This is a genomic window from Pseudomonas brassicacearum (assembly GCF_009601685.2).
Classification (GTDB): Bacteria; Pseudomonadota; Gammaproteobacteria; order Pseudomonadales; family Pseudomonadaceae; genus Aquipseudomonas; species Aquipseudomonas kilonensis_B.
Genome location: NZ_CP045701.2, coordinates 5,734,015 through 5,747,882, shown reverse-complemented (window position 1 = coordinate 5,747,882; position 13,868 = coordinate 5,734,015). Strand labels below are relative to the sequence as shown.

Annotated in this window: 12 protein-coding genes; 5 read left to right on the top strand and 7 right to left on the bottom strand. The window is 62.8% G+C overall.

The genetic code is table 11. The features are described 5' to 3' along the window. Positions 1-193: 193 nt before the first annotated feature. From hemL to GFU70_RS24925, 3 genes are read right to left on the bottom strand one after another with little or no spacing between them, the layout of a single operon-like run. Positions 194-1,477, bottom strand: a complete 1,284-nt coding sequence (gene hemL, locus GFU70_RS24935; protein WP_058546736.1) for a glutamate-1-semialdehyde 2,1-aminomutase — start codon at positions 1,475-1,477, stop codon at positions 194-196. A 28-nt stretch (positions 1,478-1,505) separates the two neighbouring features. Further along, a complete protein-coding gene (thiE, locus tag GFU70_RS24930; protein WP_058546737.1) occupies positions 1,506-2,132 on the bottom strand; it encodes a thiamine phosphate synthase in 627 nt (208 codons plus the stop codon). Between the two features lie 17 nt (positions 2,133-2,149). Then, positions 2,150-2,947: a hydroxymethylpyrimidine/phosphomethylpyrimidine kinase gene (locus GFU70_RS24925; protein ID WP_058546738.1), complete on the bottom strand. Its 798-nt coding sequence runs from the start codon at positions 2,945-2,947 to the stop codon at positions 2,150-2,152. A gap of 314 nt (positions 2,948-3,261) precedes the next feature. On the opposite strand from GFU70_RS24925, the gene GFU70_RS24920 reads away from it, so the two are divergent. The 4 genes from GFU70_RS24920 (at position 3,262) to GFU70_RS24905 (ending at position 9,775) form a co-directional block, all read left to right on the top strand. Then, complete coding sequence (locus GFU70_RS24920) at positions 3,262-5,646, top strand: hybrid sensor histidine kinase/response regulator (protein WP_153388945.1); 2,385 nt, start codon at positions 3,262-3,264, stop codon at positions 5,644-5,646. Positions 5,647-5,717: 71 nt separating this feature from the next. Further along, positions 5,718-7,367, top strand: a complete 1,650-nt coding sequence (locus tag GFU70_RS24915; RefSeq protein ID WP_153388944.1) for an acyl-CoA dehydrogenase family protein — start codon at positions 5,718-5,720, stop codon at positions 7,365-7,367. Positions 7,368-7,557: 190 nt separating this feature from the next. After that, positions 7,558-9,057, top strand: coding sequence for an AMP nucleosidase (amn, locus tag GFU70_RS24910; protein WP_165826004.1), 1,500 nt, complete (start codon positions 7,558-7,560; stop codon positions 9,055-9,057). Positions 9,058-9,208: 151 nt separating this feature from the next. Then, positions 9,209-9,775, top strand: a complete 567-nt coding sequence (locus GFU70_RS24905; RefSeq protein ID WP_165826064.1) for a pseudouridine synthase — start codon at positions 9,209-9,211, stop codon at positions 9,773-9,775. On the opposite strand, the gene GFU70_RS24900 is transcribed toward GFU70_RS24905, so the two are convergent. Together GFU70_RS24900 and GFU70_RS24895 are read right to left on the bottom strand one after the other, a co-directional pair. Next, positions 9,770-9,979 (bottom strand): DUF2788 domain-containing protein, encoded by a 210-nt coding sequence (locus GFU70_RS24900; protein WP_007937369.1) that lies wholly within the window; start codon positions 9,977-9,979, stop codon positions 9,770-9,772. The genes GFU70_RS24905 and GFU70_RS24900 overlap by 6 nt on opposite strands. 369 nt (positions 9,980-10,348) lie before the next feature. Further along, positions 10,349-10,828, bottom strand: coding sequence for an Lrp/AsnC family transcriptional regulator (locus tag GFU70_RS24895; protein ID WP_057451850.1), 480 nt, complete (start codon positions 10,826-10,828; stop codon positions 10,349-10,351). A 414-nt stretch (positions 10,829-11,242) separates the two neighbouring features. Between GFU70_RS24895 and GFU70_RS24890 the strand changes: the two genes are divergently transcribed. Further along, on the top strand, positions 11,243-12,244 hold the full coding sequence (locus GFU70_RS24890; protein WP_058546743.1) for a DUF6515 family protein: 1,002 nt from the start codon (positions 11,243-11,245) through the stop codon (positions 12,242-12,244). 199 nt (positions 12,245-12,443) lie between these two features. On the opposite strand, the gene GFU70_RS24885 is transcribed toward GFU70_RS24890, so the two are convergent. Both GFU70_RS24885 and GFU70_RS24880 read right to left on the bottom strand, forming a co-directional pair. Then, the gene (locus GFU70_RS24885) at positions 12,444-13,337 is read right to left on the bottom strand and encodes a cation diffusion facilitator family transporter (protein ID WP_116641275.1); all 894 of its coding nucleotides are present in this window, start codon (positions 13,335-13,337) and stop codon (positions 12,444-12,446) included. A 28-nt stretch (positions 13,338-13,365) separates the two neighbouring features. Beyond that, complete coding sequence (locus GFU70_RS24880; protein ID WP_058546745.1) at positions 13,366-13,785, bottom strand: hypothetical protein; 420 nt, start codon at positions 13,783-13,785, stop codon at positions 13,366-13,368. Between the last annotated feature and the right edge of the window lie 83 nt (positions 13,786-13,868).

Here is a 13,868-nt window from a genome sequence, read left to right as displayed (position 1 = left end):
CGCGCGGACCCTCCGGGGGATCCAATAAGCGCGCATTATGAAATAAGCAGGGCCATCCTTACAAAGTCTTTACTCGTTTTTCTGCTGCGAGGGAATGCTAATAGCTGCTTCGGACATAAATACGTAGGAAAAGAGCGGGAGATTGTCGGCAATCACTGACGCTAGCTTCAGCCGGCGTCAGTTATCCACAGGCTTACTTCAGTGCAGCAAAGGCCCGTTCGGCCGCATCGAGGGTGATCTTCAGCTCGGTCTCGCCATGGGCGATGGAGGTGAAGCCGGCTTCGAATGCGCTCGGGGCCAGGTACACACCACCGTCGAGCATCAGGTGGAAGAACCGCTTGAAACGGTCGGCGTCGCTGGCCATCACGTCTTCGAAGGTGACGATGTCATCGGCACCACTGAAGTACAGGCCGAACATGCCGCCGGCCTGGGTGGTCACGAAGGGGATGCCTGCCGCGTCAGCGCGAACTTGCAGGCCGTCGAGCAGGCGGGTGGTGTAGTCGGTCAGTTCGGCGTGGAAACCCGGGCGGCTGATCAGGCGCAGCGTGGTCAGGCCGGCGGCCATGGCCAGTGGGTTGCCCGACAAGGTGCCGGCCTGGTAGACCGGGCCCAGCGGGGCGATGCATTCCATGATCTTGCGCTTGCCGCCGAAGCAGCCCACCGGCATGCCGCCGCCGATGATCTTGCCGAAGGTGCTCAGGTCCGGCGTGACGCCGTAATGGGCCTGGGCGCCGCCGAGGGCCACGCGGAAACCGGTCATCACTTCATCGAAAATCAACACCACGCCATGCTGGTCGCACAGGCTGCGCAGGCCTTCGAGGAAACCCGGTGCCGGTGGCACGCAGTTCATGTTGCCGGCCACTGGCTCGACGATGATGCACGCCACTTCCTGGCCGACTTCGCCGAGCATTTTCTCGACTTCTTCAAGGTCGTTGAACGGCAGGGTCAGGGTGTGTTTGGCGAACGCCGCCGGTACGCCGGCCGAGCTCGGCACGCCCTGGGTCAGGGCGCCGGAGCCGGCCTTGACCAGCAGGCTGTCGGAGTGGCCGTGGTAGCAGCCTTCGAACTTGATGATGCTGTCGCGGCCGGTAAAACCCCGCGCCAGGCGGATCGCGCTCATGGTCGCTTCGGTGCCGGAGCTGACCATGCGCACCATTTCCATCGACGGCACGATCGAGCAAACCAGGTCGGCCATCTCGGTTTCCATCGCGGTCGGGGCGCCGTAGGACAGGCCGTGTACCAGTTGCTTGCGCACCGCATCCAGCACGTCCGGATGGCTGTGGCCGAGGATCATCGGGCCCCAGGAGCCGACGTAATCCACATAGCGCTTGTCGTCTTCGTCGGTGACGTACGCGCCTTCGGCGTGCTTGAAGAAAAGCGGGGTGCCGCCAACGCTCTTGAACGCACGAACGGGCGAGTTCACGCCGCCGGGGATGTGTTTCTGGGCATTGGCAAACAGGGTTTCGGAACGGGACATGGTTGGGCTCTCGAAAACGGAAAATGGACTATTTGATCTGCAGCAGCTCGTTGAAGGCGCGGGCGCGGCGCGTCACTTCAGTGGTGCTGTCGGCGCCGAACAGGCCGTGGACCACCGCCAGCAGGTCGACCCCATGGGCCACCAGCGGGGCGGCGTTGTCCAGGGTGATGCCGCCGATGGCGCACACCGGAATATGCAGCTTGAGGTGCGCCTGTTCGAGCAGTTCAAGGTTTGCGCTGGGGGCGCCGGGCTTGGTGTTGGAGTTGAAGAAGCGCCCGAACGCGACATAGCTGGCGCCTTCGCTGGCGGCCTGTTCGGCCAATGCCAGGCTGGCGTGGCAGGTGGCTCCGACGATCGCCTTGTGCCCGAGCAGTGCCCGCACTGGCGCCAAAGGGCCATCAGTCTGGCCCAGGTGCACACCGACGCCCAGGCGTGCGGCCAGTTCGGCGTCATCGTTGATGATCAGCTGGGTCTTGTAGCGCTCGCACAGGTTGCGCAGGGCTTCGGCTTCGCGCAGGCGGCGGGCCTCGTCGCTGCTTTTGTCGCGGTATTGCAGCAGGGTGACGCCACCTTCCAGCGCTGCTTCGACATAAGCGAGGAACTTGCCGGCCAGCAGTTGGCTATCGGTGATGGCGTAAAGGCCACGTAATTTCATTCCACAGGCCTCCGGTGCTACGAGCAGAAATCCAGCGGCAGGCGACGCGGTACGAACTGGCCTTTGCCCAGTTGTTCGGCATCGCGCAAGGTGCGCCAGGTGTAATCCAGCGCCGTCTTGACGGCGCTGGCGAGCTGTTCGCCCTGGGCCAACCGGCCCGCCAGGGCGCTGGCCAGGGTACAGCCGGAACCGTGGTAACTGCCGGGCAGACGCTGGCAGGTAAAGGTTTCGCGCCGGCCATCGCGGCTGTACAGGCGATTATGGACTTCATGTTCGTCGCCGTGACCACCGGTGATCAACAGGTGTTTGACGAAGGGCAGCAGTTTTTCCGCGCACTCATCGGCGCTGCCCTCGGGCAGTTCGGCGAGGATGCGTGCTTCAGGCAGGTTGGGGGTGGCGATGATTGCCAGGGGCAGCAGGCGTTCGCGCATGGCGTAGCCGACCTCATCCTTGCCCAGGCGCCCGCCACCGCCGGCGCGCAGCACCGGGTCGCAGACCATGGGCAGGTGCGGGTGCGCCTGGAGCAACTCGACCACCGTGTCGACCATTTCCAGGGAGCCAAGCATCCCCAGTTTGACCGCCGCCACCTGGGCATCGTTGAGCACGGCATTGGCTTGTGCCAACACCCACGCTCGGTCGAGCACCCGGAAATCGCTGACGTTGACGGTGTCTTGCACGGTCAAGGCGGTAACGGCAGGGGCGGCATGACAACCCTGGGCAAGCAGGGCTTCGATATCTGCCTGCAAACCGGCGCCACCACTGGGATCGTGGCCGGAGAGGCAGAGGACAACGGGGCGAGAGCTGTAGATATTCATGGTGCGCGAGCTTACCACCAAACCCTTCGATCGGCGCGCACCTGCATCAGGGGAAACCCTATTCCTGGTCCAAACAATCGAGTCTGGTTCCAAGGTTGTATTCCAGTCTGACCAAGGCGACAGCTCTATCTCAATGCTTTGCTCTGAAACGCCCGTACTAGAGCCTTCTGTAGGAAAAAATTCAATGGTGCAAATTGGCCATCAGCGGCTATGCTAGGGATGGATCCAACTCATAACAGGTAATGCCGGTTTTACGTCTACTCAGGGAATGGGGGGCTTCCTGACTCAACCGGACAGGCCGCGCTGGGGCTTAAATGCGCTATTTGCTGATGTTGTTGTTGTGCTTGTCCCCTCTGGCAAGTGCCCTTGAATTCGATGAATTCACCCAAAACCTGCCGTTGGGCCATGCCCTGCAGGTGTTCGAAGATGCGGACGGCACGGCCACCATTGACGATGTCCTGGCCCAGGCTGGCGCCGGTGCTTTCAAGCCCCACGACCAAGGCACGCTGAACGCCGGTTACTCGCGATCCGCCTTCTGGTTGAAAATCGACCTGCACTATCGCCCCGCCAACCCGGACACCCAGCGCACCTGGCTGCTGGAACTGGCGTACCCGCCGCTGGATCACCTCGATTTGTACCTGCCCGATGCGGCGGGGGCCTATCGCCTGGTTCGCCAGACCGGTGATGCGTTGCCGTTTGCCAGTCGCGAGGTCCGCCAGAACAACTACCTCTTCAGCCTGGCTTTCAAACCCGAACAACAGCAGACCCTCTACCTGCGCCTGCAAAGCCAGGGGTCGATCCAGGCGCCGCTGACGCTGTGGTCGAGCACCGCTTATCTGGAACAACAGCCGGTGCGCTTGTATGTACTGGGGATCATCTATGGCGTGCTGCTGGGGATGCTGGTCTACAACCTGTTCATCTACCTGAGCGTGCGCGATACCAGCTACCTCTATTACATCTTCTACATTGCCTCGTTCGGCCTGTATCAGTTGTCGGTCAACGGTGCCGCCGTGGAGTACTTCTGGCCGGATAACCCCTGGTGGGCCAACGCCGCGACGCCGTTCTTCATCGGCTGCGCGGGCCTGTTTGGCAGCCAGTTCGCCCGCAGCTTCCTGCAAACCGCCCAGCATAGCCGTTGGCTGGACCGCTTGCTGCTGGCGCTGATCGCCTACAGCGCCGTGGTAGTCGGCCTGTCGCTGATGACCAGTTATGCCCTGGCGCTGCGCCTGGCGACGGCATTGGCGCTGCTGTTCACGGTGACGATCTTTGCCGCCGGGCTGTTTGCCTGGTGGCGTGGCCTGCGGGTGGCGCGTTATTTCATCATTGCCTGGTCGGCGTTTCTGCTGGGGGGCATCGTCAATACGTTGATGGTGCTCGGTTACCTGCCGAACGTTTTCCTGACCATGTACGCCAGCCAGATCGGCTCGGCCATTGAAGTGGCGCTGCTGTCCCTGGCCCTGGCCGACCGCATCAACGCCATGCGCGAACAGCAGGCCCAGACCCTCTTGGATGCCGGGCAGAAGCTCGAAGTACTCAACCAGCAACTGGCCCATGGCAATAAGCTCAAGGATGAATTCCTCGCCACCTTGACTCATGAGCTGCGCACGCCGATGAATGGCGTGATCGGTTCCCTGGAGTTGATGGAAACCGTCGAGATGGACGAGGAACTGACCCAGTATCAACAGACCGCCGCCGGTTCGGCGCGGGACATGATGCGCATGGTCAACGGCATCCTCACCCTGACCGAGTTGCAGGCCGGCAAACTCAAGGTCTATCCGGCACCGTTCAGCCTGCGTGGGATGGTCGATGCGCTGCAGGTGCAGTTCGGCGCCAATGCCGCGGCCAAGGGCCTGGACTTCAAGGTCGACGTGTCCCCAGGCCTGACGGACCGGTTGCTCGGCGACAGCGGCAAGCTGGCCCAGAGCCTGGAATGCCTGCTGGACAACGCCATCAAGTTCACCCGGGTTGGCGGCCTGGCCCTGCGCGTCAGCGGCAGGCCGACAGCGCTCGATCGGCTGATGCTGTCCTTTGCCGTCATTGACACCGGGATCGGTTTTACCGACCTGGGAGAGGCGACCTTGTACCAACGCTTCTTCCAACTCGACGGCTCGATGACCCGCGAATACGGCGGCCTCGGCGTGGGCCTGGCCATCTGCCGGCAACTGGTGGAACTGCTGGGCGGACGCCTGACCCACACCTCCGAACCCGGTCGTGGCAGCCGTTTTCAGTTGGACGTGGAGTTTGACGTGGCCTTGCCGGCGGCGGTCCCGACGCCGTTTTCCTTCGGTGGCCACCAGGGCTCGCGCCAACCGCAGGATTGCACGGTGCTACTGGCCGATGACAGCAGCATCGATCAGTTGGTCATGCGGGGCATGTTGCTCAAGCTCGGGTATCGGGTGCGCACCGCCGACAGTGGCCGCGCCGCGCTGGATCTGCTGCACGGCGAGCGCTTTGATGCGGTGCTGCTCGATTGCCAGTTGCCGCCGCTGGACGGCGTGTCGCTCTGCTGCCAGATCCACACCTTGTCCGGTTGCGAGCAATTGCCGGTGCTGGTGGTCAGCCCGAACGTGGGGCGCGAGTGCTGTCCCTCGGGCGCGCAGATCGATTACTTGAGCAAACCGGTGAAATTCGAGGCGCTGCAGGCGATGCTCCAGCGTCGGGTGCTTTGTCCAAGGCAGGGTGAAAGCGCCGACATTTAGGCGCATATGACACTTTGTTCGGCCTGGAGGCGGTGCTTAACTGAATCCCTGGCCGATCGAGGAGCCCTGTCATGAACCTGCACCAGTTCGCTGAAACCCACGACGTCACCAACCAGCCGCCGTCCCTGGATGGTGCCAACCTGTACCGGATCGACCTGCCGCTGCAGCAGTGGTCGCAGCGTTTTGGGGCGGGTTGGGCACAGGCGCGGATCGATGCGTATGGGGCGCTGGCCGGCGGGCCGTTGATGGAAGCGGGCTTCCTGGCCAACCAGAACAAACCGGTGTTCTGCAGCCATGATCGTTATGGCCATCGCATCGACCTGGTGGAATTCCATCCCGCTTATCACCAGTTGATGCGCACCGCCGTCGAGCACGGCCTGCCCAGTTTGCCCTGGGCCCATCCGCAACCCGGCGCGCATGTCGCCCGGGCGTCGATGACCTACCTGCACAGCCAGGCCGAAGCCGGCACTGGCTGCCCCCTGACCATGACCTTCGCCAGCGTGCCGGCGCTGCGCTTGCAGCCGGACCTGGCCGAGCGCTGGCTGCCAAAGGTGCTGGCTACCGAGTACGACCCGCGTAACGTCGGCATGGCCCACAAGGCTGGGGTGACCCTGGGCATGGCGATGACCGAAAAACAGGGCGGCACCGATGTGCGGGCCAACACCACCAAGGCTTATCCAGTGGGCGCCAGCGGCCCGGGCCAAGCCTATGAGTTGGTGGGCCACAAATGGTTCTGTTCGGCGCCGATGTGCGATGCCTTCCTCACCTTGGCCCAGACCGACAAGGGCCTGACCTGTTTCCTGTTGCCGCGCCATCGCCCCGACGACACCCGCAATCAGTTCTACATCCAACGGCTGAAGAACAAGCTGGGCAACTGCTCCAACGCCTCCAGCGAAGTCGAGTTCCGTGGCGCACTGGCCTGGATGGTAGGTGAAGAAGGGCGGGGCGTGCCGACGATCATCGAGATGGTCGCCATGACCCGTTTCGATTGCATGGTCGGCTCCAGCGCCCTGATGCGCCAGGCGCTGACCCAGGCCAGTCATCACTGCGCGCACCGCAAGGTCGGTGGCAAGTTGTTGAGTGAACAGCCGCTGATGCAAAACGTGCTGGCGGACCTGGCGCTGGAAAGCGAGTCCGCACTGGCCCTGAGCCTGCGCATGGGCCGGGCGCTGGATCACTTGAATGACGAGCACGAGGCCAAGTTCGCCCGGCTGGTGACGGCGGTGGGCAAGTACTGGATCTGCAAGCGCGCCCCCGCGATGATCAACGAAGCCGCCGAATGCATGGGGGGTGCCGGCTACGTCGAAGACAGCATCCTGCCGCGCCTGTACCGCGAAGCGCCGGTCAACTCGACCTGGGAAGGCTCCGGCAACGTGCAATGCCTGGATGTGCTGCGCGCCTTGTCCAAGGAGCCCGGCGTGCTGGAGGTACTGTTCAATGAGTTGGGCGACGGCCACGGCGACAAGCGCCTGGCCGGCCACATCAACCAATTGCACGCCGCATTCAAGGACACCGACGACATCCAGTACCGCGCCCGGCAATTGACCGAAGACATCGCCGTGGGCCTGCAAGCCAGGCTCTTGCTCGAGGCGGGGAACAGCGATGTCAGCGATGCCTTCATCGCCAGTCGCCTGGGTTCGGCCGGCCGGGTGTACGGTGTCTTGCCCCGGGGCTTGAATGTCGAGGCGATCGTTGCCCGCTCGACCCCGCACGGCTTTTAGACACATCACATACCCCTGTGGGAGCGGGCTTGCTCGCGAAGGCGTCGGCACATCCAGCTTCTGGGGTGACTGACCCACCGCCATCGCGAGCAAGCTCAGCTCCCACAGAGCATCCCAGAGTCCATGTGGGGGCAGGGAATCGATCGAGTCCACTACGCCACTGTTCCCGTCGGGCGGCGATGCAGGCAAGATGAAGACCTGCAAGTCAGAACACAGGAAGCTGATCGTGACCGAAGCGTTTATTGTCGTTCAAACCGCCGAACAAGCCGTGGATCGGCTGGCGGCCCTGCACGAGCGTGCGACCACCGCGTTGAACCAGGCACTGATGCGTTATCTCAAGGACCGCGTCGAGCCGGATGCCGAGCAGCGTGCGTTGTTTCGCTATCCCGCCTTGCGCCTGACCTATCACTGCCACGGCGAAGTTCCGCAAACCACGCGTGCCTATGCCAAGGTCCAGTTGCCCGGTACCTACAGCGTCACCGTCACCCATCCCGCCGCCTTCCGTAAATACCTGCTGGAACAGTTGGTCCCGCTGATGCACGACTTTACCGTCACCGTGGAAGTGGGCGTCAGCGAGCAGAACATTCCGTACCCGTACGTGGTGGAGCAGGGCGACGAACTGGCCGGCTCCGGTGTGACTGCCGCCGTGCTGGCGCGGGTTTTCCCCAGCACCGACCTGTCGGCCGCCACCGATGGCATCGCCGACGGCCTCTATGACTGGGAAAACACCGACCCGCTGCCCCTGGCGCTGTTCGACGCCGCGCGGGTGGATTTTTCCCTGCGCCGGCTGGTGCATTACACCGGCAGCGACTGGCGCCATGTGCAGCCATGGATCCTGCTGACCAACTACCACCGCTATGTCGACCAGTTCATCGTCCACGGCCTGGAGCAACTGCGCAGCGACCCGCGCTTTATACGCATGGTCCTGCCGGGCAACGTGATCATCGACAAGAACATGGAGCACAGCGAAGCGTCGGCCATCGCCGCCGGCGTGGTCTGGCACCGCTACCAGATGCCGGCCTATCACCTGCAGACCAATGATGGTCATGGCGTGACCCTGGTGAACATCGGTGTCGGCCCTTCCAACGCCAAGAACATCACCGACCACCTGGCCGTGCTGCGCCCGCATTGCTGGCTGATGATCGGCCACTGCGGCGGGCTGCGGCAGTCCCAGACCATCGGTGACTACGTGCTGGCCCACGCCTACATGCGCCGCGACGGCATTCTCGACCGGGTGGTGCCGCCGAACATTCCGATTCCAGCCCTGGCCGAAGTGCAGATGGCGCTTCAACAGGCCGCGGCGAACATCACCGGCGAAAAGGGCGACGAGCTGAAAAAGCGCCTGCGCACCGGCACCGTGCTGACTTACGACGACCGCAACTGGGAGCTGCGCTGGGCCCAGGAACGTCCGCTGATCAACCTGTCCCGCGCAGTGGCGGTGGACATGGAAAGCGGCACTATCGCCGCCCAGGGTTATCGCCTGCGGGTGCCTTATGGCACGTTGCTTTGTGTTTCGGACAAACCGCTGCACAGCGAAATCAAGCTGCCGGGCTCGGCCAACGCGTTCTATGAGCGAGCGGTCAACCAGCACCTGAAGATCGGCATCGAGGCGTTGGACCTGTTGCGCACCGAACTCAACTCGTTGCATTCGCGCAAGCTGCGCAGCTTCGACGAGCCGCCGTTCCGCTGATGCCCCGTTGAAGGGGATGGTGGTTATTTAACGGTCGGGCCACTAGCATGGTCGGCCCTGACCGTTAGATATTGTATTCGCCATGCCCCGTCCTCCACGCCCTGCTTCCCGTCGCCCTGGCGCGAAGCTTCCAGCCTGCGCCCCGCGCCGTGTGGCCAAGGCCCCGCCAGCCGAGCCGAAACTGATCCTGTTCAACAAACCCTTCGATGTACTGACGCAATTCAGTGACGGTGAAGGGCGGGCGACGCTCAAGGATTTTATCGACGTACCGGGTATCTACCCGGCCGGACGGCTGGACCGCGACAGCGAAGGGTTGCTGTTGCTGACCAACGATGGGCAGTTGCAGGCGCGGATTGCCGACCCCAAGCACAAGCTGGCCAAGACCTATTGGGTACAAGTCGAGGGTGAGCCGAGTGCTGAGCAATTGCAGCGTTTGCGCGAAGGGGTGGAATTGAACGACGGCATGACGTTGCCGGCCGAGGCGCGCTCATTGGACGAACCGCAACTGTGGCCGCGCAACCCGCCGGTGCGCTTTCGAAAAAGCGTGCCCACGAGCTGGCTGGAGCTGGTGATACGCGAGGGGCGCAACCGCCAGGTGCGCCGCATGACCGCTGCGGTAGGCTTGCCGACATTGCGCCTGGTGCGGGTCAGGATCGGCGACTGGACGATCGATGGGCTCGACCAGGGCCAGTGGAAAGAAGTGCCGGCGCGCTTATAACGTCCCGGATTCGATCAGGCCGATCACCACGCTCTTGATGACGAACGCCGCCACGCCGAGGCCCAGTACAAAAAACAGGATGAACGAGCCAAAACGCCCGGCCTTGGACTTCTTCGCCAGGTCCCAGACGATGAAACCCATGAAAATGATCAGGATGCTGACCAGACCGGTCATCATCCACTCTTCGAAAACAGCAGGATCCATCAGGGCACTCCGGCGTGGGCGGGGTTGAAAAGGCGCGGCGAGTATAAGGCATGAGGCACGGGCGCGGGATTGGCCTGCGGCGGTGTGTCGCAGCTATTCATCGGCTGGGCTGACGCCATCGTCGGATCGCCGCCCGGAGCAAGCTCGCTCCCACTCGACGCTGTAGGAGCTGGAGCTGTAGGAGCTGTCGAGTGCAACGAGGCTGCGATCTTTCCCCAGACGCTTAAATCTCAAGCGAAAGATCAAAAGATCAAAAGATCAAAAGATCAAAAGATCAAAAGATCAAAAGATCAAAAGATCAAAAGATCGCAGCCTTCGGCAGCTCCTACACGCCACCCAGCGGGAGCAGCCCCCTCGCCACAAAAGCGGTCAGCTACGCAGATGAGTCAACGGCAGTTCGGTGCTGTTGAGTACCTGGTTCAGCACAAAACTCGAACGCACGCTGGTGACGCCATCGATCCGGGTCAGGTGCCCCAACAGCAGCTTCTGGTAATGATCCATGTCCGGCACCACCACCTTGAGCTGGTAGTCGGCGTCCATGCCCGTGACCAGGCTGCACTCCAGCACTTGCGGCAGGTTACGGATGGCGGCTTCGAAGTTCTCGAAACGCTCGGGTGTGTGACGGTCCATGCCGATCAGCACATAAGCCGTCAGGCTCAGGCCCAGCAGCTTGCGGTCGAGCAGGGCAACCTGGCGGGAGATGTAGCCGTCATCTTCCAACTGCTTGACCCGTCGCGAGCAGGGGGAGGGCGACAGGCCGATGCGTTCGGCCAGTTCCTGGTTGGAGATGCGCGCGTCGCGCTGCAATTCCGCCAGAATGCTCAGGTCGTAACGGTCGAGTTTGCTCATCGGTCGGGCCTTTATCTTGATAATTGCGGCAGATTATCTATCCGAGGTTAAAAATTGCGCAAGTGGTGTTTATTTCCGCAATCTTCGCAATCATCCGTCGGCACCCCAGGCTTATGCTTACCACCAAGATCACTGCTCGGACAAACAGTCCAGTGCAGCCCGCCCAATCAGGCCGGCTGCGGTCGCAGTACCCACCGGTACTGGCAGACCCCCGAGCTGCACACCGTCCAGAAGACGGCGTGAGGTGGGCCGACGTCATAAGCGTCGAGCACGGACGAAATTCTCAAGGGGAGGCCGACGGGTCTCCCTTTTTTAATGCCTGCGAAATAAACCCCGCGGCTGATAACCTGTCGCAGAACCGGCCTGGGCTTTTCCAGTCTTACCATCAGGTCCTGAACCGTTGTGAGGAATTTCATGAAGTCGCGCATCTGGCGTTTGGCAGGTGTTGGTCTGTTGTGGGCAAGTGTCAGTGCGCAGGGAATGGCCGACGATCAGCAAAACCGTGGCGGCCCCGACGACGGTCGTGGGCAGGATGGGCGCGGTGGCAACGGCCAGGGTTATTCGGGCCAACCGCGGCCGCAGAGCAACGAAATCATTCGCGGCGACAACAGTCGTCAGTTCGAGGTCAAGCCGCAGCCTGGCGGTCAGCACTATGACCGTCCACCTCAAGACCCCAACGCTCAAGGTCGCCCGCCGCAGCAGCCTGGCAACCACCTGCCGATCCAGGGCCGGCCCGACAGCGTGACCCAGACCCGCGAACCGCAACCGGGGTATTACCGCGATGTCCCGCGTCGCAACGACGGTTATCCAAACGGCGGGCCCCGTCCAGGCCATGACAACCGTCCCGGGCAGCATTGGCCCGGTCGGCCGGACGGTCATGGCAACGGCTGGGGCCCGGGGCCGCAATACCGCCCGGGTTATGTGATCGACCGTTTCCCGGACCGCAACTACCGCGTGCCTTATCGCGGCCAGGATTATTTCTACTCGGGCGGCTACTGGTATCGCCCTCAAGGGCCGCGTTACATCGTGGTCGAGCCGCCGCGGGGCATCCGTACCCGTTACCTGCCCGATTACGCCAGGGAAGTGTGGATCGGCAGCTCACTGTTTTTTCTCGCTGCCGGCGCCTATTACATCTACGAGGCCAGCACCCAGGACTACGTCGTGGTCGAACCGCCCGTGGCCAACCCGCAGCCTCAACCGCAAGGCAACAGCTTTGACGTGGTGGCCTACCCGGCCAACGGCCAGTCGCCCGAGCAGGTCAATCAGGATGGCTACGACTGCTATCGCTGGGCAGTGCAGCAGAGCGGTTTCGACCCGCGCAACTACACCTACCCACCGGCACCGGAAGTGGTGCAGACCTATCGCCAGGCCCAGGGCAGTTGCTTGAGCAGTCGTGGGTATCAGGTGACGTACTGAGGCTGGTAGCACACATGCTCTTGTGGCGAGGGGATTTAGCCCCGTAAGTCTCTGTAGGAGCTGGCGAAGCCTGCGATCTTTTGATCTGGATCTTTCGCTTGCGATTCAATAGCCAGGGACAAGATCGCAGCCTCGTTGCACTCGACAGCTCAGGGCCCGGCGGGCGGCGCGACGTTTCGCTAAACCCCCTTGCCACAGGTTATGCGCTGACGCCTTTGACCACTTCCGACGGATCGGCATGCACCAGCACTTCGGCCTTCGGATAAGCATGATGGATCGCATCGGCGGCCTGGTCGCTGATGCCGTGGGCCACTGACAGGGTCAGTTCCCCCGGCAACTCCAGGTGCAGTTGCACGAACCAGTGGTTGCCGGAGATCCGCGTACGCAGGTCATGGGCGCCGAGCACGCCGGGCACCGCGCAGGCCAGTTCCAGCATGTGCTGGCTGACGTTGGGCGGCAGTTCCTGATCCATCAGCACCGCGAAGCTTTCCCGGGCGATCTGGACCGCGCTCCACAGAATGTAAATGGCGATCCCCAGGCCGAACCAGGCGTCGAGCTGATACCAGCCAAACCCGGCCAGCACCAGCGCCACCAGGATGCTGCCGTTGAGCAACAAGTCGGAGCGATAGTGCAGCGAGTCGGCACGCACGGCGTTGGAGCCGGTGGCGCGGATAACCCGGTACTGCAATGCCAGCAAGGCCAGGGTCAGCGCGAGGGAAAACACGATCACGCCGACGCTGAGCCAGGGTGCCTCCACCGGCACTGGGTTTTTCAGGCGCTCGAAAGCCTGCAAGGCAATCAATACCGCACTGCCGCCGATAAACAGCGCCTGGGCCATGCCGGCCAAAGATTCGGCCTTGCCATGACCGTAGCGATGATCATCGTCGGCGGGGCGCAGCGCGTAATGCACCGCCAGCAGATTGAGCAGCGAGGTGACGCCGTCCAGTGCCGAGTCGGTCAGGCCGGCAAGCATGCTCACCGAGCCGCTCAGCCACCAGGCCAGCGCCTTGGCGACGACCAGTGTGAGCGCCACCGCCACCGAAGCGCGGGTGGCCAGGCGTAGCAGACGAGCATGTTCGGTGCTGGTGGTCATGTCGCGGTCATTCCTTGCGTGGTGTCCGTCAGGCGGCGGGTTTGAGACCGAGGGCGGCCAGTTGTTGCGCGCTGCCCTTGTGTTGGATCAACCGAGGATCGTCCAGCGGGAAGCTGCGGCCCAGCTCGCGTTCCAGGATCGCCTGCAATTTTTGGTTATTGACGGTGCCATCGGGGTTGATGGCCGGCTTGAGTTTCTCTGGCTCGATCTGGACGCTGCGGCCCGGTTCGAAATAAATGGCGCCAGTGGCAAAGTCCACGGCGAACGCGATCAGGCCGGGGATGATGTAGAACAGCAGGCCGACGGCGTCGAGCGCGGCAATCGCCGGGTCGATCTTGCCATCGATCTGGCCGCGACGGTCCGGGTAGAAGATCGAGCCGCAGGCGCTGATTTGGGTCAGCAGGGCGGCGACCAGGACGCCACCGATCACGCGAAAGGGAATACGCATAGCAATCTCCTGAACAGGTAAAGGCGTTGCTGGTTGGAGTCCAGACCACGCTAAACAGTTCGCCGTTATACTCGGCCCTCTGT

What these genes read in the sequence shown, in the direction of transcription:
- hemL (WP_058546736.1), bottom strand. Translation starts at nt 1,477, where the DNA reads ATGTCCCGTTCCGAAACCCTGTTTGCCAATGCCCAGAAACACATCCCC.
- thiE (WP_058546737.1), bottom strand. Translation starts at nt 2,132, where the DNA reads ATGAAATTACGTGGCCTTTACGCCATCACCGATAGCCAACTGCTGGCC.
- GFU70_RS24925 (WP_058546738.1), bottom strand. Translation starts at nt 2,947, where the DNA reads ATGAATATCTACAGCTCTCGCCCCGTTGTCCTCTGCCTCTCCGGCCAC.
- GFU70_RS24920 (WP_153388945.1), top strand. Translation starts at nt 3,262, where the DNA reads ATGCGCTATTTGCTGATGTTGTTGTTGTGCTTGTCCCCTCTGGCAAGT.
- GFU70_RS24915 (WP_153388944.1), top strand. Translation starts at nt 5,718, where the DNA reads ATGAACCTGCACCAGTTCGCTGAAACCCACGACGTCACCAACCAGCCG.
- amn (WP_165826004.1), top strand. Translation starts at nt 7,558, where the DNA reads ATGAAGACCTGCAAGTCAGAACACAGGAAGCTGATCGTGACCGAAGCG.
- GFU70_RS24900 (WP_007937369.1), bottom strand. Translation starts at nt 9,979, where the DNA reads ATGGATCCTGCTGTTTTCGAAGAGTGGATGATGACCGGTCTGGTCAGC.
- GFU70_RS24895 (WP_057451850.1), bottom strand. Translation starts at nt 10,828, where the DNA reads ATGAGCAAACTCGACCGTTACGACCTGAGCATTCTGGCGGAATTGCAG.
- GFU70_RS24890 (WP_058546743.1), top strand. Translation starts at nt 11,243, where the DNA reads ATGAAGTCGCGCATCTGGCGTTTGGCAGGTGTTGGTCTGTTGTGGGCA.
- GFU70_RS24885 (WP_116641275.1), bottom strand. Translation starts at nt 13,337, where the DNA reads ATGACCACCAGCACCGAACATGCTCGTCTGCTACGCCTGGCCACCCGC.
- GFU70_RS24880 (WP_058546745.1), bottom strand. Translation starts at nt 13,785, where the DNA reads ATGCGTATTCCCTTTCGCGTGATCGGTGGCGTCCTGGTCGCCGCCCTG.